The organism is Winogradskyella ludwigii (assembly GCF_013403985.1).
Lineage (GTDB): Bacteria > Bacteroidota > Bacteroidia > Flavobacteriales > Flavobacteriaceae > Winogradskyella > Winogradskyella ludwigii.
The window spans coordinates 386,982-412,588 of the sequence record NZ_JABFDF010000001.1 but is presented as its reverse complement, the minus strand read 5'-3'; the positions used below and the strand labels follow the sequence as shown (position 1 = coordinate 412,588).

General features: G+C 32.6%; 24 protein-coding genes. 6 read left to right on the top strand and 18 right to left on the bottom strand.

Annotated features, from left to right (window positions below):
- Positions 1-46 precede the first annotated feature (46 nt).
- Together HM981_RS01790 and HM981_RS01785 are read left to right on the top strand one after the other, a co-directional pair.
- Positions 47-2,344 carry a M1 family metallopeptidase gene (locus HM981_RS01790; RefSeq protein ID WP_179336872.1) on the top strand — a complete coding sequence of 766 codons (2,298 nt, stop codon included), beginning with the start codon at positions 47-49 and terminating at the stop codon, positions 2,342-2,344.
- A 102-nt stretch (positions 2,345-2,446) separates the two neighbouring features.
- A complete protein-coding gene (locus HM981_RS01785; RefSeq protein WP_179336871.1) occupies positions 2,447-2,731 on the top strand; it encodes a Sec-independent protein translocase subunit TatA/TatB in 285 nt (94 codons plus the stop codon).
- Positions 2,732-2,774: 43 nt separating this feature from the next.
- On the opposite strand, the gene HM981_RS01780 is transcribed toward HM981_RS01785, so the two are convergent.
- The 11 genes from HM981_RS01780 to kynU all read right to left on the bottom strand — a co-directional run bounded on the left by HM981_RS01780 (position 2,775) and on the right by kynU (position 13,227).
- Positions 2,775-3,167, bottom strand: coding sequence for a DUF3037 domain-containing protein (locus tag HM981_RS01780; RefSeq protein ID WP_179336870.1), 393 nt, complete (start codon positions 3,165-3,167; stop codon positions 2,775-2,777).
- The gene (locus tag HM981_RS01775) at positions 3,157-3,936 is read right to left on the bottom strand and encodes a HipA family kinase (RefSeq protein ID WP_179336869.1); all 780 of its coding nucleotides are present in this window, start codon (positions 3,934-3,936) and stop codon (positions 3,157-3,159) included. Before HM981_RS01775 ends, HM981_RS01780 begins: the two co-directional genes overlap by 11 nt.
- A 10-nt stretch (positions 3,937-3,946) precedes the next feature.
- Positions 3,947-4,588: an O-methyltransferase gene (locus HM981_RS01770; RefSeq protein WP_179336868.1), complete on the bottom strand. Its 642-nt coding sequence runs from the start codon at positions 4,586-4,588 to the stop codon at positions 3,947-3,949.
- Between the two features lie 49 nt (positions 4,589-4,637).
- On the bottom strand, positions 4,638-5,723 hold the full coding sequence (locus tag HM981_RS01765) for an amidohydrolase family protein (RefSeq protein ID WP_179336867.1): 1,086 nt from the start codon (positions 5,721-5,723) through the stop codon (positions 4,638-4,640).
- A 101-nt stretch (positions 5,724-5,824) separates the two neighbouring features.
- Positions 5,825-6,358, bottom strand: coding sequence for a 3-hydroxyanthranilate 3,4-dioxygenase (locus tag HM981_RS01760; RefSeq protein ID WP_179336866.1), 534 nt, complete (start codon positions 6,356-6,358; stop codon positions 5,825-5,827).
- A 100-nt stretch (positions 6,359-6,458) separates the two neighbouring features.
- Positions 6,459-7,241, bottom strand: a complete 783-nt coding sequence (locus HM981_RS01755; protein WP_179336865.1) for an SDR family oxidoreductase — start codon at positions 7,239-7,241, stop codon at positions 6,459-6,461.
- 431 nt (positions 7,242-7,672) lie between these two features.
- Positions 7,673-9,115: an aldehyde dehydrogenase gene (locus HM981_RS01750; RefSeq protein WP_179336864.1), complete on the bottom strand. Its 1,443-nt coding sequence runs from the start codon at positions 9,113-9,115 to the stop codon at positions 7,673-7,675.
- Position 9,116: 1 nt separating this feature from the next.
- Positions 9,117-9,755, bottom strand: a complete 639-nt coding sequence (locus HM981_RS01745; protein ID WP_179336863.1) for a hypothetical protein — start codon at positions 9,753-9,755, stop codon at positions 9,117-9,119.
- Positions 9,756-10,190, bottom strand: coding sequence for a RidA family protein (locus HM981_RS01740; protein ID WP_179336862.1), 435 nt, complete (start codon positions 10,188-10,190; stop codon positions 9,756-9,758).
- Positions 10,191-10,281: 91 nt separating this feature from the next.
- On the bottom strand, positions 10,282-11,682 hold the full coding sequence (locus tag HM981_RS01735; RefSeq protein WP_179336861.1) for an FAD-dependent oxidoreductase: 1,401 nt from the start codon (positions 11,680-11,682) through the stop codon (positions 10,282-10,284).
- A gap of 267 nt (positions 11,683-11,949) precedes the next feature.
- A complete protein-coding gene (kynU, locus tag HM981_RS01730) occupies positions 11,950-13,227 on the bottom strand; it encodes a kynureninase (RefSeq protein ID WP_179336860.1) in 1,278 nt (425 codons plus the stop codon).
- A 149-nt stretch (positions 13,228-13,376) separates the two neighbouring features.
- Here kynU and HM981_RS01725 point away from each other — a divergent pair, with 149 nt between their 5' ends.
- Positions 13,377-14,780 carry a sensor histidine kinase gene (locus HM981_RS01725; RefSeq protein ID WP_179336859.1) on the top strand — a complete coding sequence of 468 codons (1,404 nt, stop codon included), beginning with the start codon at positions 13,377-13,379 and terminating at the stop codon, positions 14,778-14,780.
- A 157-nt stretch (positions 14,781-14,937) separates the two neighbouring features.
- Here the strand turns inward: HM981_RS01725 and HM981_RS01720 are convergent, their stop codons facing one another.
- On the bottom strand, positions 14,938-15,621 hold the full coding sequence (locus HM981_RS01720; RefSeq protein WP_179336858.1) for a hypothetical protein: 684 nt from the start codon (positions 15,619-15,621) through the stop codon (positions 14,938-14,940).
- Positions 15,622-15,663: 42 nt separating this feature from the next.
- On the opposite strand from HM981_RS01720, the gene HM981_RS01715 reads away from it, so the two are divergent.
- The gene (locus tag HM981_RS01715; protein WP_179336857.1) at positions 15,664-16,539 is read left to right on the top strand and encodes a class I SAM-dependent methyltransferase; all 876 of its coding nucleotides are present in this window, start codon (positions 15,664-15,666) and stop codon (positions 16,537-16,539) included.
- An 8-nt stretch (positions 16,540-16,547) separates the two neighbouring features.
- A complete protein-coding gene (locus tag HM981_RS01710) occupies positions 16,548-17,432 on the top strand; it encodes a carboxypeptidase-like regulatory domain-containing protein (protein ID WP_179336856.1) in 885 nt (294 codons plus the stop codon).
- Positions 17,433-17,490: 58 nt separating this feature from the next.
- On the opposite strand, the gene msrA is transcribed toward HM981_RS01710, so the two are convergent.
- The 3 genes from msrA to HM981_RS01695 all read right to left on the bottom strand — a co-directional run bounded on the left by msrA (position 17,491) and on the right by HM981_RS01695 (position 20,188).
- Positions 17,491-18,153, bottom strand: a complete 663-nt coding sequence (msrA, locus tag HM981_RS01705; protein ID WP_179336855.1) for a peptide-methionine (S)-S-oxide reductase MsrA — start codon at positions 18,151-18,153, stop codon at positions 17,491-17,493.
- Between the two features lie 152 nt (positions 18,154-18,305).
- Positions 18,306-19,091: a zinc ribbon domain-containing protein gene (locus tag HM981_RS01700; protein WP_179336854.1), complete on the bottom strand. Its 786-nt coding sequence runs from the start codon at positions 19,089-19,091 to the stop codon at positions 18,306-18,308.
- A 2-nt stretch (positions 19,092-19,093) separates the two neighbouring features.
- Positions 19,094-20,188 (bottom strand): Nif3-like dinuclear metal center hexameric protein, encoded by a 1,095-nt coding sequence (locus HM981_RS01695; RefSeq protein ID WP_179336853.1) that lies wholly within the window; start codon positions 20,186-20,188, stop codon positions 19,094-19,096.
- Positions 20,189-20,315: 127 nt separating this feature from the next.
- On the opposite strand from HM981_RS01695, the gene lpxK reads away from it, so the two are divergent.
- The gene (gene lpxK / locus HM981_RS01690) at positions 20,316-21,314 is read left to right on the top strand and encodes a tetraacyldisaccharide 4'-kinase (RefSeq protein WP_179336852.1); all 999 of its coding nucleotides are present in this window, start codon (positions 20,316-20,318) and stop codon (positions 21,312-21,314) included.
- On the opposite strand, the gene HM981_RS01685 is transcribed toward lpxK, so the two are convergent.
- The 3 genes from HM981_RS01685 to lipA are packed head-to-tail and all read right to left on the bottom strand — an operon-like array spanning position 21,307 to position 25,465.
- A complete protein-coding gene (locus tag HM981_RS01685; protein WP_179336851.1) occupies positions 21,307-23,547 on the bottom strand; it encodes an ATP-binding protein in 2,241 nt (746 codons plus the stop codon). The genes lpxK and HM981_RS01685 overlap by 8 nt on opposite strands.
- A gap of 29 nt (positions 23,548-23,576) precedes the next feature.
- Positions 23,577-24,593 carry a type I glyceraldehyde-3-phosphate dehydrogenase gene (gene gap / locus HM981_RS01680; RefSeq protein WP_179336850.1) on the bottom strand — a complete coding sequence of 339 codons (1,017 nt, stop codon included), beginning with the start codon at positions 24,591-24,593 and terminating at the stop codon, positions 23,577-23,579.
- Positions 24,593-25,465, bottom strand: coding sequence for a lipoyl synthase (gene lipA, locus HM981_RS01675; protein WP_179336849.1), 873 nt, complete (start codon positions 25,463-25,465; stop codon positions 24,593-24,595). Before lipA ends, gap begins: the two co-directional genes overlap by 1 nt.
- Positions 25,466-25,607 lie beyond the last annotated feature (142 nt).

The window sequence follows — 25,607 nt, the reverse complement described above, 5'->3', positions numbered from 1 at the left end:
ATAAATTCATATTTTGGCATCTCTTTTAAAACACTAACTATTCAATATGAAAATTTTCAAGTATTTTTTATGCATTATGCTTTTTACATCTTTTAGCGCTATTGCTCAAGATGACGTAAAGCCAGAACGTGAACAAGGTCACACTAACCAAAACAAGTTTAAACAGTTATATGATGAGTTTTCTACTCCTAACATGTTTAGAACAGGTTCTGGTGCTCCAGGTCCTGGTTATTATCAACAGCAGGCAGATTACAAAATGGATATTGAAATCGATGATGATACTGCAAAATTATATGGTAACGAAACGATTACTTATACTAACAATTCACCAGACGAATTAAAATATCTTTGGGTACAGTTAGATCAAAATATGCGTGCACAAGATAGTAAGACTCCTCTTATTAGTAGTACGGGAATTGGACCAGTAACATCGTCATCTAGAGCTGTAAAATCATATTTAAAGGAATCTTTTGATGGTGGTTTTATTATAGAACATGTAAAAGATGTTAACGGAAAAGATTTAGCGCATACCATTAATAGAACAATGATGCGTATTGAGTTGCCAAAAGCAATGAAAACAGGGGATAAGTATTCTTTTAAAATAAAATGGTGGTACAATATTAATAATCACGTTACAGATGGAGGGCGTTCTGGATATGAGTATTTTGAAGAAGATGATAATAACTTATATACAATAGCGCAGTTTTATCCACGTATGGCTGTTTATAATGATGTGGAAGGATGGCAAAATTCTCAATTTTGGGGACGTGATGAATTCGCTTTACCATTTGGAGATTTTGACGTTAATATTACAGTACCTGCAGATCATATTGTAGATGGTACAGGTGTTTTAGTAAATCGTGAAGACGTATTTACAAAAGACATGATGAAGCGTTATAAAAAAGCATTGAAATCTTATGACAAGCCTGTTATGATTGTAACAGATGCAGACGCTAGATTAGCTGAGAAGTCTAAAAGTAAAAAGAAAAAAACATGGAAGCTTTCGGCTAAAATGGTTCGTGATTTCGGTTTTGCATCCTCTCGTAAATTCCTTTGGGATATGATGGCTGTAAAGATTGGAGATAAAGATGTTATGGCTGTTTCACTTTACCCTAAAGAAGGAAATCCTTTATGGGAAGAATGGTCTACAAGAGCCGTAGCTGCGACATTAAAGTCGTATTCACGTATGACGTTTGATTACCCTTACCATAAAGCAATTTCAGTGAATACACCAATGGGAATGGAATATCCTATGATTTGTTTCAATTTTGGTCGTCCAGATGAGAATGGTAAATATTCAGATAGAACAAAATACGGGATGATAAGCGTTATTATTCATGAAGTTGGTCATAACTTTTTCCCAATGATTGTGAATAGTGATGAGCGTCAATGGACATGGATGGATGAAGGTTTAAATACATTTGTTCAGTATGTAGCAGAACAAGATTTTGGAGAATGGAATCCTACAGCGTTATCACCTTCAGATAAAACGTATCCATCACGAAGAGGACCTGCAAAAAATATTGTAAGATATATGGGCGGAAATCAAGATTTTATTGCGCCAATTATGACTAAAGGTTTAAATACATACCAGTTTGGTAGCAACGCTTATAGCAAGCCAGCAACAGGTTTAAACATGTTAAGAGAAACCATTATGGGGCGTGATTTATTTGATTATTCATTTAGAGAATATGCACACCGTTGGATGTTTAAACACCCAACACCAGAAGATTTTTTCCGTACGATGGAAGATGCTTCTGCAGTAGATTTAGATTGGTTTTGGAGAGGTTGGTTTTATACAACAGATTACACCGATATAGGTATTAAGGGAGTTAAGAAATTTGCCGTTACAGGAACACCAAATGAGAATGGTAAAAAAATAGCAGAACGTAACAATAGAGACCCAAAAAGTTTAGTTTATTTTATTGAAGAAGGAGCTGACGGTTATGAAGATGCAATGAAAAGCGCAACACCTATAGATGGTTTACCTACTGTTAAGGAATATATAATGGATAATTTTACTCCAGAAGAGCAAAAGGCAATGAAAACAGCACCAAAATACTTCTATGAAGTAACTTTTGATAAGCCAGGTGGATTAGTAATGCCAATTATAGTAGAGTATAATTATGCAGATGGAACCAAAGAAAAAGTAACGTATCCTGCTCAAATATGGAGATATAATGATAATGAAGTAAGTAGAACAGTCGCTAGTGAAAAGGAGATTGTATCTATTAATTTAGATCCAGATTTGGAAACTGCAGATGTTGATACTACTAACAATTCTTGGCCAAAAGAGGTTAAAGAAAGTGATTTTAACAAGTTTAAGAATAACGTAAAGAACTAATACTGTTTTTTATAGATCTAAAAGCCGACTTTTTTTGAGTCGGCTTTTTTTATTTCTATACAAGAAGTGGTTTAATTGATAAACTCACTTTATATTTGCACTGTGATACATCAACCAACATTATTATTCATTGGAGGTACCGAAATAGTATTTGTACTATTAATTGTGGTATTGGTATTTGGAGCAGATAAGCTTCCTGAGATCGCACGTGGTTTAGGGAAAGGTATGCGTCAATTAAAGGACGCAACTAATGATATTAAGCACGAAGTAACTAAGAGTGCCAAAGAAAATAATATCATTGACACAGATGTTACTAAAAACGTTAAGGAAGAGCTTAACAAAGTAAAAGATGACCTAGAAGACTTCACAGGATCATTAAAACGCTAAACAGAGTTTATTTACAAAGCTTGTAGTTAATATCTTGGGCGCCTTAGTCACTCTCTAAAACATGTCTATCAAAAATAGTTTGTAGCTCCTTTTTTGGATTTTCAGTTAAACCCGAATGTGTTTTAGAACTTTGTATAATAGTACTACGAGAAGCGGCTAACCATCTAAATCGGTCTGACATTTCAAATTGGGCAATAGCGCCTCCAGAAACATCTCCCTTACAAATTAATTCCCAAGAATTTAAGTAGCAGTTAATAGCCTCTAAATCGAGTTCGCATGAAAACGCATTCAATTTTTGTTCGTTCACTTTAAATTTAACACCAAGAAATTTTTTACGCTTAGAGAATAAAATAACACCAATGTTAAAAAATTCTTCACGCTCTACTTTAGGCACTAATCTAATAATAGCATATTCAAAAGTAACTTTATCTTGCATCTTCAGCTTCTTTTACTAGTGTGTCAATTTTTGAAAGTCTCGAATTTAAGTAGTCCATATAAGCTTTTCGCTTTTGGTCAGGAGTCAATGAGTCAGACTCATTTATTAACCAATCTTCCGGTATTTTGTGTATTATAGCTTCAATGGTTGCTTTGTCTAGTTCCTTAACTATTGTTTTAGAGACTGCGTTAAGTTGAGTTGCACGTTCTAAAAGTACATGGTCTTTAATAAGTGGAAATGTTCTAGTAAGATGATTCTCCCAAGTATTCCAATTATGATGAAAATAAAAACTGGCACCATTATCTATAACCCATAATTCTTTATTCCAATTGAGCAGATTGGTGTTTTTTACAGTACGGTCTATATTGCTAATAATACTATCTAGTAAAACAATTTTAGAAGACGTTGTAGCATCTGCAACAGACACTAAAGGATCAAAGGTGATTGAGCCACTTAAGTAATGTAGTCCTAAGTTAAGACCAACACTAAATTTAAGTAAGTCTTGGATTTCTTCATCAGGTTCGGTTTTACTAAAGGAATCATCTAAATTCATAAAAACCAATTCTGGAACTTTTAATCCAATGGCTCGTGCTAATTCTCCGCCAATAAATTCAGCGATTAATGCTTTTGTACCTTGACCAGCGCCTCTAAACTTTAAAACATACAGAAACCCATCGTTAGCCTCAACAATAGCAGGAAGAGAGCCACCTTCTCTTAAAGGAGTGATGTATTTAATAACATCGACCGTTCTTATGTCAATTTTACTCATATCTGCGTTATTATATTTTTCTACTAATTGTTAAGCCATCTCTTATAGGAAGTAAAACCGTTTCAATGCGTTTATCATTTTTAAGAAGCGTATTGTAATCTAAAACGGCTTTTGTAGATTTATCTTTATCATCTAAAGGTTCTACAACTTTTCCATGCCATAATACATTATCAGAAAGAATAACACCTCCTTTATTCAATTTGTCTATTATTAAATGAAAATAATTTGAATAGTTTGGTTTATCAGCATCAATAAAAATCAAGTCAAAAGTTCGGTCTAATTTTGGAATAATATCTAGTGCACTTCCTGTATGCTGAATAATTTGGTTTCCAAAATTCGATTTATCAAAATATTTTCTTTGAAAATCAGTCAATTCTTCATTAATATCAATGGTATGAAGCTCTCCTTCGTCTTGTAAGCCTTCAGCTAAACATAACGTAGCATAACCTGTAAAAGTGCCTAATTCTAAAATAGATTTTGGTCTAATTAATTTAGATATCATACTTAAAACACGACCTTGATAAGGTCCGCTAAGCATAATGGGTTGTAGTACTTTTTGATAGGTTTCTCGGGTTAGTTGCTCTAATAATTGTGGTTCTTGTTCAGAATGAGCAACAACATAATTGTCTAAATCTTCAGGAAGAAAATACATGAGTATAAATATTTTGTAGAAAAATAAAAGTTATTAATAAATGAAAAGATTAAGATAAAATTCGAGAAATTAACTTCTGTTTAGCCGCTTCGTCATCTCCGCATAACCATTGAATTACATTATCTTCCCAAATAGCATCTCCTTCTGTTTCTGTTATAATCTTTCTATCGATAGCTAAATCTATAATCTTACCTGGATAAGACGATTGTTTTTCGCTTTCCATTTCACCTAACGGATAAGGGTCATCTAATCCCATAATAACTTGTTTAGCACCTTGATTTCTAATCAGTAATTCTAAACCACCAGTATCGTGCACTAAAGTATCAAAGAAAATATTTTTGTGGCCAACGGCTTTTCTTGGGTGACTTTTGCCTTCAAATAAATCTGGTCGTCCATCAAAACCTTGAATACGTCGTCCTAAATTAATTTGAGCTAATTGTCCGCCATGAGCAAAACAAGTCCTCATGTTAGGATATTTATCTTGGTAGCCATTCAGCGTTAAAAAGTGATAAGCGTCTCCACATTGTGCTAACATCCATATCAAATGAAAACGCCAAGATATATTTTCAAGTTTTATAAATTTTTCACCGTCATAAGGATGAATTTCAACAGCCAAATTATATTTATTAGCCATTTCAAAAATGGGTTCGTTTTCTTCATCAAAAATACAGCGCCAAGTGCCTATAGAATCCATATAATGCGTTGGCAAACATAAGAGTTGCATCCCTAGAACTTCTACACAACGTTCAATTTCCCAACATGCACTTCTTACAAAACCAGGATGAACAACAAAGCCACAAGTAAATTTACTCGGATGATTATGCTGTACTTTAGCATTGAAATCATTTTGAAATCGCAATGCTTGCTTCATTTCTTCAACTCTTAAACCGTTTCCGTAAAGCTGAGATAAATTTAAAACCACAGCATGGTCTAACTTATTTCGCTCCATCCATTCTAACTTTTCATCTAAGAAAAAACTAGAATCTGTGATTGGACGATTCCAATCTTTTTGAAGCATAAATTTCCGATCTTTATCCACCCAAAAAATGCCTTTTTCTTGCATAAATGGAGGGATTTCTTCCGGATATGGTAAAAGGTGTGAATGGCCGTTTATTCTAAGTTTGCGTTTTTCCATGTTTAGTTGCCGAGAAATGAGGGATTATTATAGTGTTAATTATCTTATTTTGAAAATAGGATGTTCTTTTTAATAGCTAAAATGAACCTTTTTCTATAAGCTTATTCTATTTTAACTTTTTGTGGTGGTTGCATAATTTCTCCACAATTTGGACAGGTTCGTTTGTCTTGATTTCCATAATATTCATCAAATATTTTTGGCATATCAGTTTCAATATTATCTAGCGTAAAATCTTCTTCATACAATTTTGTTGTACAACTTTCGCAAAACCAAAGTAAGGCATCTTTTACATCTTTTTCTCTAGGATATTCAATAACTAAACCTACAGTGTTTGCTCCACGTTGAGGAGAATGTGGCACTTTTGGAGGTAGAAGAAAAATTTCACCTTCTTTGATATGAATATCTTTGGGCGTCCCTTCGTCAATGATTTTAAGCACCATGTCTCCTTCTATTTGATGAAAGAATTCTGGTGTTTCGTTATAATGGTAATCTTTTCTGCTATTTGGTCCACCAACAACCATGACTATATAATCTCCATCTTTCCAAACCACTTTATTGCCAACAGGTGGTTTTAATAAATGACGGTTTTCGTCTATCCATGCTTTAAAATTAATTGGAGGATATATCTTGCTCATGGTTATGTTATTTTTTTGTCATTCCTGCGAAGGCAGGAATCTATATTATAATTGTTTTTATTTTGGATTCCTACGTTCGCAGGAATGACAAGTTATAAAGTTACAAAGATTTTGTTCGTCCGCCATCAACAGGAAGATTAATTCCGTTAATATAAGCAGCACGTTCACTTGCTAAAAACGTTATTGCATCAGCTAATTCTTCTGGTTTTGCAAAACGTTTTGCAGGAACAGCATTTTTCATGGCATTAGCTGCTTCTTCTTCTGTGCTTCCAGATTTCGCCGATTTGTTTTTTATAATTTGAGTTAATCGCTCAGTTCCTGTCGCTCCTGGTAAAACATTGTTTACTGTAATGCCAAATTGACCCAATTCATTAGCTAAAGTTTTACTCCAATTAGCAACTGCACCTCTAATGGTATTGCTAACTCCAAGTCCATCTAAAGGCTGTTTTACAGACGTTGAAATTACATTAATAATTCGTCCGTAATTTTCATCTTTCATAAACGGAACAACCGTTTGAACCAATACATGATTACATTTTAAATGTTGGGTGAAAGCCGATTCAAATTCGTCTACTTCAGCGGAAAAAACTGGACCACCTTTTGGGCCACCTGTATTATTTACCAAAATATGAAACCCGTGATTTTTAGAAATATAATCTGAAACCTTTGCTTTTAAATCATCAGGATTTGAAAAATCAGCCACAATATAATCGTGTGCTCTTTGTTGAGGTAATTCTGAAAGTGTTGCTTTTAACTTGTCTTCATTTCTAGCAATTAGGGTTACTTGTACTCCTTCTGCTGCAAAAGCTAGTGCTGTTGCTTTTCCTATGCCTGCTGTGCTACCACAAACTAATGCGTATTTGTTATTGAGGTTGAAATTCATTTTCTTTTTCGGATTTATTATAATTACTTATTTTACTATTTAGAATTATGAGTACTAATACTATCGCTTTAGGTTTGTTTTCAAACCAGAAATGATAAATTAATGCGCCCAAAATAAAAGGAAGTATATAACTTATGATTTTACTGAAAATTTGTAGTATCTGTTTAATAGAATCTGGTAGTATTGAATATATTTTATCCCTAATTAATTCAATAAATATGTTTAAAAAGTATATCGAAATGTAAATTAATAGTATTAGGATAATGAGTTTTCCAATATTTATAAAATTATCGAAATTACCTTCTTTGAAAACATCAATTAGAAAATTGATACAAAAGATTATGATAAAAATAAATAAGATTGGTCTTAAAAATTTTGTCCATACAAGTAATAAAAATTCTCTTCTGTTCAAGGTTGCTTTTTGGATACGGTTAATATTTTATACAAACATTCTTGGCTTCCGTGAAAAAACGCAAGGCTTCAAATCCACCTTCACGTCCAACTCCAGATGCTTTTACACCTCCAAAGGGTGTTCTTAAATCGCGCATCATCCACGTATTTACCCAAACAATTCCTGCTTGTAATTGGTTGCTTAGTTTCATGGTGCGTTTTAAATCGTTTGTCCAGAGTGTAGCAGATAAACCATATTTCACTTTATTGGCCATTTCTAAAACCTCGTTTTCTGAATTGAATGGCATTATAGTAACGACAGGTCCAAAAACTTCTTCTTGGTTTACTCTGCAGTCGTCATTTGGAACTTCAATAACCGTTGGTTCTAAATAATAACCGTTTTCATATCCATTTACTGTGACTTCGTTTCCGCCACATAAAATAGTTCCGTTTTCGTCTTTAGCGATTTCAATGTAATCTTTTACCTTTTCTAAATGCGATTTAGAAACTAAGGCTCCAATATTGGTGTCTGCTTCAGATGGATGTCCAACTTTTAAAGCTTTTACTTTTTCAACAAAGTCTTTTTTGAATTTTTCATAGATAGAAGCATCCACAAAAATGCGACTGCCACACAAGCAAATCTGCCCTTGATTAGCAAAAGACGAACGAACCGTTGTGTTTAGCATATCTTCATAATCACAATCAGCAAAAATGATATTTGGGTTTTTTCCACCTAATTCTAAGGATAGTTTTTTGAATAGTGGTGCAGCGACTCTCGCAATATGTGCTCCTGTTGCTGTGCCTCCTGTAAAACTTATGGCTTTAATGTCTGGATGCTCAATAATGGCTTGTCCAGTGGAAGTGCCTAATCCGTGAACAATATTTAAAACACCTTTAGGTAATCCTGCTTCGTTACAAATTTCGCCAAGTAAATAAGCTGTCATTGGTGTGACTTCACTTGGTTTGGCAACTACGCAATTTCCTGCCGCTAAAGCTGGTGCAATTTTCCATGTAAATAAATAGAGTGGAAGGTTCCAAGGCGAAATACAACCTACAACTCCAATGGGTTGACGTAAGGTGTAATTAATGGCATTTTGACCAACGGATTCATGACTTTCACTCGCGAATTGTGTTATCGCATTTCCAAAGAATCGAAAATTACTTGCTGCTCTCGGGATATCAACGGCTTTTGCTAACGAAATAGGTTTGCCATTGTCTTTACTTTCGGTTTCTGCAAAACGGTCTAAGTTAGCTTCTAGTAATTCTGAAATTTTAATTAAAATTCTGCTGCGTTCTTCTAGCGTCGTTTTGCTCCATGTTGGAAATGCAGTTTTTGCAGCAATGTATGCGCTTTCGACATCTTCTTTTGATGAGTTTGGGATTTCTCCATAAACCTCGCCATTAGATGGATTGTAGTTGTTGATCCACCCATTAGCAAGAGGAAGCAAAAATTCTCCGTTTATGTAGTTTTTGATATTTTCCATTTTATAACGCGCTACAATGATTTATCATTAATATTGAATATCTGTTAAGTAGTTCTTCTTTTTTGAGTGATAAATACTTATGCATTCGATTTTGGGTTGAAGAAAGGTTTTTGCTAAATAAACTTAATTCATGTGAAATCTCTTTTTTGTGTTTAGATAAATCAGTTTTTGAGTTCCAACATAACAAAATATAATTACAATTTTCAGCTATTTTTTGGTTATATATAAATTCTATTTCCGGATTTTTACTTCCAATTAATAAGAATTCCTTAGGAGAAAGTTCAACAAGTGGATGGTATACTTCAGGCTCCGAATAATTAATAATTCTTATTTTTTTAAAATTATTTAAATCTATTTCTATTTTATAATTGTTTGAAGTGAAATCTAGTTGTAACTCACCGAGATTCTTTGTTTGAATAAGAGTGTAAATTGTGATACTATTTTTGTTTAGTAGGTTTTCTAACCTTTTACCATAATCCGTATTTTCATCGTATTTGTCATAAGAATAGTGATAGTAATAACCATTTAGTCTCTCACCACTTTTCGATTCTAATTCTAGATTTAAACGATAAATGTTTCCTGCATCCGCATGAGAAAAAAGCGCAGTGAATAACGATATGATAATTACAAATGGCTGCATTTAAAGTTTTTTATAAGCCATAACCTTAATCTCCACCACCAAATCAGGATGAGGTAACTGATGCACTGCAACTGTTGTTCTGGTTGGTCCTGATTCTTTTTCAAAGAATTCTCCATAGGCTTTATTGTAGTCTGCAAAGTCATTCATGTTGACTAAAAAAGAGGTCACATCTACCACATCTGTTAAGCTAGCTCCAACTTTTGCTAAGTTTTTTTCTATGTTCTTTAAGACTTCTTGGGTTTGGGTGTATGCGTTTAAACGTTTTGTTCCCATGTCGTCGATTAGGTCAACGCCTGCAATGGTGTTGTCTGCACGTCTAGAACTTGTACCCGAAACGAATATGAAGTCTCCGACTTGTTTTACGTGTGGATACGCTCCTCTTGGTGTTACTCCTGTTCCTGAAGAAGCAGGAATCTTATTATCTGTGTTACTCATGTTATTGTCATTCCTGCGTAGGCAGGAATCTTTATTTAATTCAACTCCAATTTATAATGGATTCCGCATCAGGTGCGGAATGACAAAATTGCTAATGCAATCCAGCAATTTTATCATCTTCTAAAATAGCTTCAGTTTCTGTTTTTACTTTTTTTAGAATATCTTTTAAATCGTCTTCGGGTGAAATAATTTTATCCGTTAACATATTTAAAATCGCTTTATCTTGAGCTCTTCCTCTTAACATGGCTTCTCTGTAGCCTACCATTTCGTTGAAAGTTACTAAACTATATTTAGAATCGTATTCCGTTGGAAACTCTTTTTCTAGAGCCATTTCTATTTTTCGTTTTTCTTGAAAAATAGGATTTGCCACATGACCTTTCATTTCGTGGAAATTATCTATCGCTAAGTCTGCTATGGCATCTGTGTCTTTCTTTCGGTTTTTTTCGTAAGCTGTAAAAGTAGCTTCCCAATTGTCTAAATTTTGGTCTAAAACTTTATCGAATTCAACGACATCTTCAAAAGATGCATTCATACCTTGACCATAAAATGGTACAATAGCATGGGCAGAATCTCCCATCAATAGTGTATTTCCTTTATAATGCCAAGGTGAACATTTTACGGTTCCTAATGCAGCTGTTGGATTTTCGAAAAAATCATCCACTAAATTGGGCATAATCGCTAAGGCATCTGGAAACTCTTTTTGGAAGAATTCCGTAACTAATTCTGGTGTCGTTAAATTATTAAAATTGTATTCGCCTTCAGCATAACTTAAAAATAGTGTGACTGTAAAACTACCATCTAAATTTGGTAAGGCAATCAGCATAAAACTACTTCTAGGCCAAATGTGTAATGCGTTTTTGTAGGTTTTATAGTCGCCATTTTCTGTTGGTAGAATGCTTAATTCTTTATAACCATGACTTAAATAATCTTGCGAAAAGCTGAATAGAAATTTCTTGCCTAAATAATAACTTTTTCTAAGTGCAGAACCTGCTCCGTCTGTTGCTATGATACAATCCGCATCTTCAATAAATTCTTCTTTAGAGTTGTAATCTTGAAATGTAGCTGTAGTATTTTCAAAGTCTACAGAGTTACATTTCTTGTTAAAATAAATTTTTACGTTATCGTGTTTTTCTGCTTCGTTTAGTAGTAATGCGTTTAGTTCACCTCTAGAAATTGAATTAATATATTGATGCTCGCGACCACTATAATTTGATAAAAAGGTGTTGCCGTCTTTATCATGAATCATTCTGCCATTCATTGGTATGCAAAGTTCCTTTACTTTGTCTTGAATACCAACAAGTTTCATGGCTTTGTTACCTCTGTCTGAAAATGCTAAATTTATAGACCGTCCTGCAGAAATATCTGTTTTTCTTAAGTCAGGTCGCATTTCGTAAACAGTAACGTTATAGCCTCTTTGTCCTAGTCTTAAGGCTAGTAGACTTCCGCAGAGTCCTGCTCCGATGATTAGTATGTTTTGTTTTTTGTTATTCATATATTTATTTTTCTGTTCATTTGCCTTGATGCAAACGAACCAAAAATCACAATCAATCTGAGGAAATTCCTTCGGAACATTCGCTTTCAAAGCTTCATGCTTGAAGCTTTGCTTCGCAGTTCCGCTTTTTCGCTCTCTATTTCTGCAGATTGATGTTCAATTCTCCGAATTGATTAAGGACTTGATAGTTTAATTATTCCGTTCTTAATTCAGTCAGTATTCTATTTTTGTTAATAAATCCATTACAGTTCCTTTTTTGCTAAATAACTAGGATGGGCTTTTTAATATTGCTTTCATTTTTTCAACCATCAAATACACATCTTCAAATGAGTTGTACAACGGAATTGGTGCACATCTAATAACATCTGGTTCTCTCCAATCGCTAATAACTCCAGCTTCGGTTAATTTATCGTGTAATGATTTATCTGCATTTAAAACCTGAATAGATAATTGACAACCACGTTCATCGGGATTTTCTGGTGTGATGATTCGGATGGTGTCTTCACCTAATGTTTTCAATAAAAACTCAAAATACCCAGTTAGTTTTTTCGATTTTTTTAGAATTTTATCGAATCCTACTTCATTAAACATATCTAAAGAAGCTTTTATAGCTGCCATGGATAAAATTGGTGGATTACTGAGTTGCCAACCTTCGGCTCCAGGTAACACATCAAACTCATGTCGCATATTAAAACGTGTATCTTTATTGTGGCTCCACCAACCTGTAAATCGGTTTAAGGTTTTATCATAAGCATGTCGCTCATGAACAAAACAACCTGATAAACTTCCTGGGCCAGAATTCAAATATTTATAAGTACACCAAACGGCAAAATCAGCTCCAGAATTATGTAAATCTAAATCTACGTTTCCTGCACCATGTGCACAATCAAACCCAACTTTACAACCATAACGGTGTCCAAGGTCTGTAATGCGTTTAAAATCGAAAAACTGACCAGTATAATAATTGACGCCTCCAACCATAATAAGTGCAATTTCATTGCCATGCGCTTTGAGAATGGTTTCTAAATCTTCATAATTTAGTAATTCTTCGCCTTCTCTTGGTTTCCATAAGATTAAACCTTCTTTATCATCGTAACCATGATGACGTAATTGTGATTCTACAGCATATTTATCGGAAGGAAAGGCATCACTCTCAATCAATATTTTATAACGTTCTTTCGTTGGTTTATAAAACGAAGCCATCATAAAATGAAGATTTGCCGTTAAGGAATTCATGGTTACGACTTCAATGGGTTTTGCGCCTACTAATTTTGCTGTAGCTTCTGTTAAAAATTCGTGATAAGGTAACCACGGATTTTTGGCATCTGTATGGCCTTCAACTCCGAGATTTGCCCAATCTTCTAACTCTTGATTGATATAAGCTTTTGTTGATTTTGGTTGCAAGCCAAGTGAATTTCCACAGAGGTAAATAAGCTCATTTCCATCTTTGTCTTTAGGAATATGAAATTGTGCTCTGTAGCTAGATAATTCGTCTAATTCGTCTTGTTTTTTTGCGTAAGCAAGACTAGGTTTGTAGTTGGACAATTTGAGTTTGTTTTCGGTTGCTAACAAAAATAGTATAATTATATTAAATTTCCGTTTATCGAATAACCTAGAAATAATCATCTAGATATTAGTGAATTATATATTATTGTAATTATATTTAGGTTTAATTGATCCTTATTTCCTTATAAATGCTAAAAAAACTATGGTTGTCTTATCGTCATTGGTATATTAAGTACAGTGGTTTTTCTAATAAGAGCGAAAAAGAAGATTTAACATACTTTAGAGATAAATTGTTTATCTCTATTTTAATATTAACTCTTGCTTTAAGTTCATTATCATACATTCCTAGTGCAATAATGGCTATTGCATTAGATAAATGGTTTGTGTTTTATATAGATACTATTGCTGTTCTTGTAATCGCATTCTTGTTTTTTTATAAAAGAATGTCTTTGAAAACAAAGAAAATAATTCTTTCTGTTAATTTCTTCTTGCTTTCTTTTGCGTTGATAATTGACTTAGGACTTAATGGTAATGGAACTATTTTGCTATTTATGCTTAGTGTTTTAATGACGCTTTATAGTGGTGAAAAAGCAGGTGTTATTTCTGTGGTGGTTACCGCTGCGTTTTATATAATTGTTTTATTAATTGATTATATGAAATGGATAGATCTCCATTTTTTTACAGTGTTTGACATCGAAATATTATTTATTGTTTTTGTTAATAATATCGTTTTCGGTTTGTTATCTGTTTTTTCAGTATCGTTTTTAATAGATCGTTTACATAATGCATTATTAAAAGAGAATCAATTACAAGATGAACTTATTGAAAAACATAAAAATGTAATCATAGCTAAAGATAGAGCAGAGGAGTCTGATCGATTAAAATCTGCATTTATGACTAATATGAGTCATGAAATTAGAACACCTATGTATGGTATTTTGGGTAGTGCAGAACTTTTAAAGTCCTACCAAACTGAAGATGATGAATATCAGGAGTTTGTGTCTGTAATTGAAAGTAATGGTAACGAGTTACTCGATGTTATTTCGGATATCTTGGATATATCTAAAATAGAAACAGGTCAAATGTCTATTAGAATATCGTTGTTTAATGTTAACGATACTATTCAGGCTATTTATAAAACGTTTTTACCAGAAGCAAAATTAAAAAATGTAGATTTTACCGTAAATAATTTTATTTCAGAAAATGATAGTCTTATAAATTCAGATATCGATAAGCTTAGCATGGTTTTGAAGCATTTAATAGAAAATGCTATTAAATATACATCAAAAGGAGATGAGATTATGTTAAGTTGTAATGTAGATAGTAATACGTCTCAATTAAAGTTCTGTATTACAGATACAGGTGTTGGTATTCCTGAGGATAAAAGAGAGACTATTTTTAATCCTTTTTATCAAGTAAATGTAAATAAGAATACAGCAATTCATGGTTCTGGAATTGGTCTGTCTATATCAAAAGCGTACGTAAAACTGTTGGGTGGTCATCTATCACTAATTAGTGAAATAGATGAAGGCTCTACTTTTACTTTTAGTATTGATAAAAATTTACAAAACAAAAAAGAAGGACTGACTTAGATTCAATCTTTCAAAAAAATAAAGCACTTTTAACAAATCGTAAAAGTGCTTTAATATATAATAGGCGCCAAATGGCGGAAAATGTAAGCTATACATTTTGAAGTAAAAACTTAAAACGCGAATCTTACATTATAGGTTACAAAAGTAAGTTATATTTCTACTCATCCAAAGTTATAGTGACATCAGTAAAATTTAAATTCCAATTACCGCTTTCCATCTTGTGGTCGGTTGCAATTTTAATTCCATTGTAATCTTTATAGTTTTCGAAGGTTGTTGCCATCGTTGGTGTTACAGAATTTCCTTTTCTATAAATCCACTCCGTTATAATAAAATTGTCATCAAAAAAGATATCGTAAGCATCACCAGGAGTATAACCACCTTCGTTAGGGTAGGTTAGTGTAATCATATTAGATAGCGTTTTACTAACAGGTGACTCTGCTTTTTTAGACTCAGATATGGTAGCCGAAGTGTCCCAAACCAATTGAAATGGTATTAACAACCAAAATTTATCATTTATAAAAGCGCTATCAGCATTACTATTTGTAGTATCTATTTGGTTTCTGCTATACTTAACGGTGTCTTTGTTCGTTGTCATGCTCACCATATTAGCTTTAGGTTGCCAAGTCCAAGATCTTCCATTTCCTTTTATAGTATCTCTATCGACTTGAAAGGTGAATTTAATTTCAGAAACATTTTTCCAATTCTCGAAACCATGCGCATTTGCAATTTTCCTAGCAACAGTTGGTTCTTTATGGATTTCTTTTAAAGGAGATTTCGCTCCGTCAGACTTACAACTAAAAACAAGTAACAGACAGGTGAGAACTAAATATATTGATTTCATATTAAAAAAGTTATAGTAAATTACATGCTAAATTAACCAACCATGAAGGACAACACGAATTATTTTGAAGTTAATAAAGCCACTTGGAATAAAAAAGTAGCTATACATGCCCAAAGTGAAATGTATAATATTGAAGCCTTTAAAAAAGGTAAAACATCGTTAATATCTTATGAATTAAAAGCTTTAGGTAATGTTAAAGGCAAGTCATTACTGCACTTACAATGCCATTTTGGACAAGATACATTGAGTTGGAGTCGGATGGGAGCGAAGTGCGTTGGAATAGATTTAAGTGATGAAGGAGTGAAATTGGCAAAACAATTAAATGCCGAATTACAACTTGATGCTGAGTTTGTGTGTTGTAATGTTTTGGATGCCTCTAAGCATGTTTCTGAAACCTTCGATATTGTTTTTACAAGTTACGGGACTATTGGTTGGTTACCAGATTTAAAACCTTGGGCAAAAATGATTTCTGAACGCTTAAAAGTAGGAGGGGAATTTTATATTGTAGAATTTCATCCTATTGCGTGGATGTTTGATTATGCAGATGGACAACCTAAAATGACATATCATTACAGTCAAGATGAAGTGATTTATGACGAATATGAAGGCACTTATGCTAATCAAGATTCAAAAATAGTAAGTAAGGAATATGGTTGGAATCATGGTTTAAGTGAAGTGATAAATTCACTTATTGAAGCCGGATTACAAATTGAGTACCTCAATGAATATGACGAAAGTCCGTATGATGTATTTCCAGATTTAATAAAAACAGATTCAGGAATGTATAAAATGAAGAATCAATTGTTTCCTATGATCTTTGAATTGAAGGCAACGAAAAAAAAAGTCATTTTAATTCCTAAAGAGAAAACTGCACAATTGGACCTAAAAGATCTGAAATTTAAATCGAAAAGTGAATAGTTTTAAATATGAAAATAGTAAAATTATTAATTCTTGTCCTAACTCTTAACTTCAGCTTTGCTCAAACAATTAAAGGCATTGTAAAAGATTCATTAACAGGTGGTGCGATCTCTTATGCTAATGTTGTTTTAAAGAATGGAAAAGGAACTTATGCTAATGAGTTTGGGGATTTTGAATTGAAAATTAAAAACATAAATAGTGATACATTAAAAATTTCAACTATAGGTTATAAATCTAGGCTATTGCCTGCTACTAGTTTTAAAACTGATGTGATACTTGAAATTTTCTTAGAGCCTGAAATTGAGAATTTGGATGAAGTCGTCATTTCTAGTAAAAGAATAAAATATGGTGAGAAAGAGATTCTAGGCGAAAAAAGAGACGGAAATATGGGTGTTACGTCCTTAATTGGTTATGAAACTACTGTTTTAATAGAAAACCCCAAAGACAAAACAGGTAAAGTTAATAGCGTTTATATAAATCTTAAAAAACGAAAAGATGCTGAATATATAGCAACCTTTAATCTTAAGTTTTATGAATTTGATTCGATAACTAATTCTCCTGGTAAGTTGTTATATCATGAAAATTTATATGTGAAACCTAAAAATAAAAAATATAAACTTTGGGTTGATGTAAAAGATTTAGGAATTAGATTCCCTAAAAATGGAATTTGTGTTGGTGTAGAAATGGTAAATACATCAGGGAAAGTGAAAAAGTACGCTTATTTTGGACCAAATTATCGTTATACGTTTACCGAAGTGAAAGATTTACAGACTTGGTCTAATTATCATAATACAGGATGGAGAGATGGATCAATAAAATATAAAAACCCCAAACGTACTAAAGTTGGAGTTTTAAATCCAATGATAGGTATTGAGGTTGAATATATATATTAGAATAGTTTTTTATATTTTAAGACCTGTCAGTTTTTGAAAACCTGACAGGTCTTGTGCTTTAATGTTTTACTTCAGTCTTTAATAACTGAGGAAACTTAGCTTTAAATTTATTTAATCTCGGAATAGAGACGCTTCTAATATAACCTTGATTGGGATGTAAACGCTCGTAGTTTTGGTGGTAATCTTCACCAATCCAAAATTTTTGAAAAGGATAAACTTCAGCAGCAATGGTAGCATCTAATTCTTTTGCTAGTGCAGCTTTTTTAGTTTCAATGATTTGTTTTTGTTCATCGTTTTGATAAAAGATTATAGAACGATACTGTGAGCCATTATCCGGACCTTGACCATTAACTTGAGTTGGGTTTTGAGATCCAAAATAAACATCGACTAAATCTGAAAAACTAATCACTTCTGGATCATAAATGATCTCTACAGCTTCAGCATGACCTGTTCTTCCTGTGTTGCTTGCTTTATATGTTGGTTTCTCTGTGTGTCCGCCAGCATAGCCAGAAATGGATTCTTCAACACCTTTTACACTTTCAAAAATAGCTTCTACACACCAAAAACAGCCACTAGCAAAATAAGCTCTTGCTTTTCCATCTTTTATAGGGACAGCAACAGGATCTGCATCAATAACTGTTTGTTGTTCTGGGTTAGTTTGTGCTTGATTGTTACAGCTAAATAATAAGCTGATGGTTAATATACTTAAGATTTTTTTCATGTTATAGTTTTTCTTCACTTGTGTAGTCGTTTAAAATTACAATTCCTTAAATACAGTTTTGCTAAAATTATATTAAAGAATTAGTAGCTAACTTTTGAACAAAAAAAAAGCCTTTGCAATTGCAAAGGCTTAGATATATAATATTTGAATGCTTATTTGCTAAGTTTTGCAAATAACTTATTCATTTTTATTTTTTCTTCTTCAGCTAATGCAGCATCAACTAAGATACGTCCACTATGCTCATCAGTAATTACTTTCTTACGAGAAGCAATTTCTACTTGTACTTGTGGTGGAATAGTAAAGAAAGAACCTCCAGAAGCTCCACGCTCAATAGCAACAACAGCTAAACCATTTTTAACGTTGTTTCTAATTCTTTGGTATGCTTTAACTAAACGCTCATCGATTTTCTTTTTAAAATCTTCAGACTTTCCGTTAAGTGCTTCTTCTTCTATTTCAGTTTCCTTTAAAATCTCATTAAGTTCGCCTTTCTTGTGCTTTAAATGCGCAGTACGATCTTTTAAACGATTTTTTGTTTCAGAAATAACTTCTTTTTTCTGCTCTATCTGAACCTTAAATTCTTTTATGTTCTTTTCAGCCAATTGAATTTCTAATTCTTGAAATTCAATCTCTTTTGTCAATGAGTTATATTCTCTGTTATTTCTAACATTTTTTTGTTGCTCACTGTATTTTTTGATTAAAGATTTTGCTTCTTCGATTAAGTTTTTCTTTCCTTTAATCTCATCATCAACAATTGTAAGGCTATCATTAAGTTTTTCCATTCTTAAGTTCAATCCTTCAATTTCGTCTTCTAAATCTCTAACTTCTAAAGGAAGTTCTCCTCTGACATTTCTTATTTCATCTACTCTAGAGTCAATTAATTGTAAATCATATAGTGCTCTTAACCGCTCTTCAACAGAAACTTCAGCTTTTTTTGCCATAATTATAAATACTTTATCGGATTTGTATTTGTCTTTGATAAAATGATTGCAAAATTAGTGATTTTTTTCGAGAGATAGTCTACTAAAAACGATTTTGTGAACTGTTCGCTTTCATAATGTCCAATATCTGCTAAAACAATGTTGTTTTCCGCGCTAAAAAAGTCATGATATTTAAGGTCTGCAGTAATTAAAATGTCAGCATTCATAGCTTTTGCAGCAGGAATAGCAAAACTTCCTGAGCCACCTAATACAGCAATGCGTTTTATAGGTTTGTGTAATGAATTTGAATGCCTTATGCATTCAGTATTCATCCTGTTTTTAATAAAATGGAGACAATCCATAGTTTCCATTTCATTTTCAAGCTCTCCAATCATTCCAATACCTATATGTTGATTGGTGTTTTCTAAAGTTGAAATTTCATAAGCAACCTCTTCATAAGGATGCGATTCAAATAAGACTTTTAATATTTTTGGTTCTAAATGCTTTTTAAAAGTTACAGAAATAGCGATTTCTTTTTCTGTATGCAATTGTCCTTTTTTGCCAATGACAGGATTTGAATCTTTATTGCCTAAATAAGTGCCTTCTCCTTCAATATTAAAACTACAGGAGTCGTAGTTACCAAGACTCCCTGCGCCAGCTTCAAATAATGCCGTTCTTAATGTCTGAGCATTTGCTTTAGGAACATAAGTTTGTAATTTTTTTATAGTTCCTTTTTGAGGAATTAATATTTTCTTATTTTTTAATCCTAACTGATCACAAATAATAGAATTTACGCCTTGTAGTGCGTTGTCTAAGGCTGTATGTATAGAAAATATAGCAATGTTATGTTGAATTGCTTTTATGACAACACGCTCCACATATGTTTTTCCTGTTAGTTTTTTTAAACCTGAAAAGATAATAGGATGAAAGCTTACTATGAGATTACAATTGTTTTCAATCGCTTCATCAACAACTGCTTCAAGTGTATCTAAAGTGACAAGAATACCTGTAACTTTTTCATTTTTATTACCAACAAGAAGTCCTACGTTGTCAAAATCTTCAGCATAGGCTAAAGGTGCTAAGTTGTGCAAGTGATTAATTACGTCTTGTATAATCATAAGTGTATATTTGTTTCAAAAATAATATAATTTAGTCGTCGTGAAACATCAATCCTCTATTTTGCCCTTAAAACACTATGGTTATTGTGATGTTCCTTGTTATAAAAATAGGCTATAAATAAAATACATGAAGTTTATCCGCATCATATTGTTTCCTATTATGCCCTTCTATTACGTGATTACTTGGTTGCGAAATAGGATGTACGATTTAGGTTTTAAATCCTCTAAGTCTTACGATTTCCCTCTGATTTGTGTAGGAAACTTAAGTACAGGTGGCACAGGAAAAACTCCAATGATCGAGTATTTAATTCGGTTATTAAAGGACGAAAAATCAGTAGCGACTTTAAGTAGAGGTTATAAACGAAAAACTATAGGTTTTGTTTTAGCAGACCAACATGCCAATGCAGACACTATTGGTGATGAACCTTTTCAGTTTTATAGAAAATTTAAAGATATTACTGTTGCTGTTGATGCTAATAGGCAAGAAGGCATAGGGAAACTTAGAGAATTGAAACCGCAACCAGAAGTGGTTCTGTTAGATGATGCTTTTCAGCATAGAAAAGTTAATGCTGGTTTTAATATTCTTTTAACCGCTTATAATAATCTTTATTTTAAGGATATGGTTTTGCCAACAGGGAATTTGCGAGAGCCAAGGTCTGGAGCAAAACGAGCAGATTTAATAGTGGTTACAAAATGTAGTAAGACTATCTCAGATGCTGAAAAAAGCATGATTACGTCTAAATTAAAATTAAAAGATTCTCAGCAAGTGTTTTTTAGCTATGTAGATTATGCCTCTAATGTAATATCTGAAAATGATGAGTTAGAATTATCCAAGCTTCCAAAGTTTACTTTGGTTACAGGTATTGCTAATGCTAAGCCATTGGTGGATTTTTTGAAAGAAAAAGGACAACAATTTGATCATTTAGAATATAGTGATCATTATAGTTTTAAAGCGTCAGACATTGATGTTTTGGCATCTAAATCGCTTATTATTACCACAGAAAAGGATTTTGTACGTTTGTCTGATTATAACCCTTTGAAAAGTAAATTGTACTATTTACCTATAGAAATGGTTATAGATAAAGCACTAGAATTTAATACTACGGTAAGCAATTATATTAACTAAAGTAGCTAGATACTATTTCTTCTCCTGAAAGTGCAGCATGTAACTTAGTTTCAAAATCTTCTTGTTTAAACGGTTTAGAGATGATATCATTAAAACCAGCATCTCCAAATTCATGCATTTTATCTTCTAATGTTACTGCAGTTAGGGCAAAAATGGTTAAATCTTTATCAAATGTTCTTATGATTTTTGTAGCTTCTAATCCGCTAATGCCAGGCATATGAATATCCATTAAAACAATATCATAGGTAACTTCTTTTACTTGCTCTACAGCAGCTTCTCCGTTGTCAACCACATCACAATACAGACCCATTTTATTAAGTATCTTTTTAGTGATCATTTGGTTAATTTTATTGTCTTCTACAATTAGAATTTTTACATTACTTAAATCCAAACTCTTCATTTTATTAACTTTAACGACGTCTTCAATTTCTGGTTTGTCTACGCTTTTATCATATTTTAACGGAATCTCAAAAAAGAATGTTGTGCCTTTTCCAAGTTCACTCTTTAGGTAAATTTTTCCTTTAAGAATTTGAATTAACCCTTTTACAATAGATAAACCTAAACCTGTACCTCCATATTTTCTATTAATTTGTACAGAGCCTTGAGAGAAGCTCTCAAACATGTGATCTTGCTTTTCTTTTGTAATACCAATACCATTATCTTCAATTTCGAAACGAAGATTGTACATATTGTTTTCTAGCCCAATTTTGTATGTTCTTACCCATATGTCACCATCTTTTGTGAACTTGATAGCATTTCCGAGCAGGTTAATTAAAATTTGAGATATTTTTAGTTGATCGCCAACAAATGTTTCTGGCAATCCCTTTTCGTAGTCAAAATGAATTTTTGTATCCTGATCCTTAGCAGAATTACTAAGCGCAGAGATCACGTTTTCTAATTTGTTTTTAAGGTTGAAATGTTCAGGATCTATTTCAACTTTATTAGCTTCAATTTTATTAATTTGAAGGATATCATTAATAAAGGTTAACAGATAGTCTCCTGAGAATTTTAAAGATTTTAAATGCGGAATTTGATGTTCTTTTGGTTCTTCATCTAATAACATATTAGTAAGACCTGTTACGGCGTATAAAGGTGTTCGTAACTCATGAGTAACTGTAGATAAGAAATTAGCCTTTGTTTTGGAAGCCAGTTCTGCTTTTTCTTTAGCAACAATAAGCTCATCATTCTTTTTATGAAGCATAGTGTTGGTGTTTAACCTTATGTTATTGTTTTTGTATAAAGACAAGGTTAGTAGTGATAATATGGTGATTAAGGCAATACTTAAAATAGTTGTTATTCTTGTAAACGCACTTTCTTTATTTATATCTTCAATTTGAGCTACTAGTTGTGCGTTTTTTGCATCTTGATAATTGCTAATGTCTTTACCTGATGTTCCTGGTGCAATATTTGCCCTTTTTACATTTAATATAGAGTCAGATAAATGAATGTGTTTTGTGATGTAGTAATGCGCATTTTTAAAGTCCTTATTCTTTTCATGAATATTACTAAGCGTTAAGAAGGCTTCATTTACATTTTCTAAAACTTTACTCGACTGTGCAATAGCTAGACCTTCTTCAGTTTGAGATAAAGCCATTTTAGGGTTATTTAAAGCACTGTGTATCTTACCACTTTCAATTAAAGCACTACCAAGTCGTCGCATTTGATTGTGTTTTTTTGCGAGAAGTATAGTGGTGTCTAATTTGGCTTTTGCTTCTTCATAACGATCTTGGGCGATGTATACTTTAGCTTCGTTTAATGTAACTTCAGAGATATATTCTTCTAAATCTTCTTGTTCAAATAAATTTTTTGCAGATGTGAAATACTCTAAGGCTAGTTTATATTCTTCTTTTGTACTGTGAATTACACCTCTAATATTATAAGTTATCGCGAGGTTGCCTAAATCATCATTTTCACGTTGAATTTGAACAGCTTTCGTAAGAGAAGCATTAGCTTGATCTTCTTCTCCAACTAAAAATTGAACTTTAGCTATTTTAGTATGAATCTTACCTTGATTTAACTTATCCTCAATTTTTATAGCAATATTTAATGCTTTATCTAAGTTGTCTTTAGCATTATAATATTTACCGCGATCCGTATCTAGTTTTGCTTGCTTTAAGCGTTCATTAAGCTGTAAGCCAAGCATGTCTATATCTTCTCCGCTATCTTGTTGCGCAAAAATAAGACTACAAAAACATGTAATAAATACAAATATATAATATTTGATTTTGGACATTTAGCTCAATTTAATTCAAGCAAATATAATTATTTATTCGACAAAAGTGCTTTTTTGTCCGTCAAATTGCAAATTAAGTCTAAAACCCTTGAACTATAGCCAGTTTCATTATCATACCAACCAACTATTTTTACCATATTACCAATAACTGAAGTCATAAGTGAGTCAAAGATACAAGAGTGCGGATTACCAACTATATCAATAGAAACAATAGGATCTTCTGTGTATTCCAATATACCTTTCAGTTCTTTGTTTGCTGCATTTTTAAAAATTTCGTTCACTTTTTTAATTGTCGTTGGCTTTTCTACATTAATAGTAATATCAGTTAAAGATCCGTTAGCAACAGGAACTCTAATACCACAACCACCTATAACATCTGATAAGTCAGGGAAAATTTTGGTTAAAGCCTTAGCTGCACCTGTTGTTGTTGGTACAATAGATTGACCAGCGGCTCTTGCTCGTCTTAAATCTTTATGAGGCTGGTCATGTAGACTTTGATCTGTTGTGTAAGAATGTATGGTGGTAATGTAAGCTTGTTTTATGCCTAGATGTGCTTTTATTAAAGCAATCATAGGTGCTGCATTATTTGTGGTACACGAAGCATTAGAAATAATAGTTTCAGTACCCTCTAATGTAGTATCATTAACACCTAAAACAATTGTTTTAATATCATCTTCTAAAGCCGGAACTGATAATACAACCTGTTTTGCTCCATTAGTAATATGATGTTGAAGCTCTGTTTTTGTTTTAAACTTCCCTGTAGATTCTATAACAAAATCGGGTTGTACTGTAGACCAATCAATTAATTTAGGATGCAACTGATTGTATAGTGGAATTGAAACATTATTTACAATAATATGATGGTCATCAAACGAAACAGTTTCGTTTAAAACACCATGAATGCTATCGTATTTTAATAAATGACTTAATGTTTTGGCATCTGCCAAATCATTTATAGCTACGATTTGTATTTCTGGATGTTTTAATGCGAGTCTAAAAACACGACGACCAATTCTGCCAAAGCCATTAATAGCAACAGTTATCATTAATTAATGTGTTTTTGAGCTTTATAAGAAGATCTTACCAAAGCACTACTTTCTACATGTCTAAAACCTAACTCTAATCCAATTTCTTCGTATTCTTTAAACTGATCTGGATTAATAAATTGTTTTACAGGTAAATGTTTTTTACTTGGCTGTAAATATTGACCTATCGTAACAACATCTACATCATTGTTACGTAAATCATGTAGCGTTTCAATAACTTCTTCACGTTCTTCCCCTAAACCTAGCATAATTCCAGATTTGGTTCTGCGCTGTCCTTGAGATTTTAAGTATTTTAAAACGCCCATACTACGATCATACTGCGCTTGTATTCTTACTTCGCGAGTTAGACGTCTTACGGTTTCAATATTGTGAGATACAACTTCAGGAGCTACGCCTATGATACGGTCAATATGTTTTTCTACACCTTGAAAGTCAGGAATAAGAGTTTCTAGAGTGGTTTCAGGATTCATTCGTCGCACTGATTTTACAGTTTCAGCCCACATAATACTTCCCATATCTTTAAGATCATCACGATCTACACTGGTTAATACAGCGTGCTTAATTTGCATCAATTTTATAGAGCGTGCTACTTTTTCGGGTTCATCCCAATCAACCGTTTCTGGTCTTCCTGTTTTTACACCACAAAATCCACAAGAACGTGTGCAAACGTTTCCTAAAATCATAAATGTTGCTGTACCTTCTCCCCAACATTCTCCCATATTGGGACAACTTCCAGAAGTACAAATCGTATTTAGTTTGTACTTATCTACTAAGGATCTTAGTTCAGTGTATTTTTTACCTGTAGGTAATTTAACTCTTAACCATTTTGGTTTACGTTCTGGTAAAATATTTGAAGCAACTTTGGTTTCCATGCAATTCTAAATTTCAATACACAAAGATACAAAGTAAATAATAAAAAGTGTTTTATGATAGGAAGGATGATGCGTAAGATTTGTAAATAGGTTTTACTTTCAGAGAATGAATTAAATCCATTTTTTTTAAGGGTAACTATAC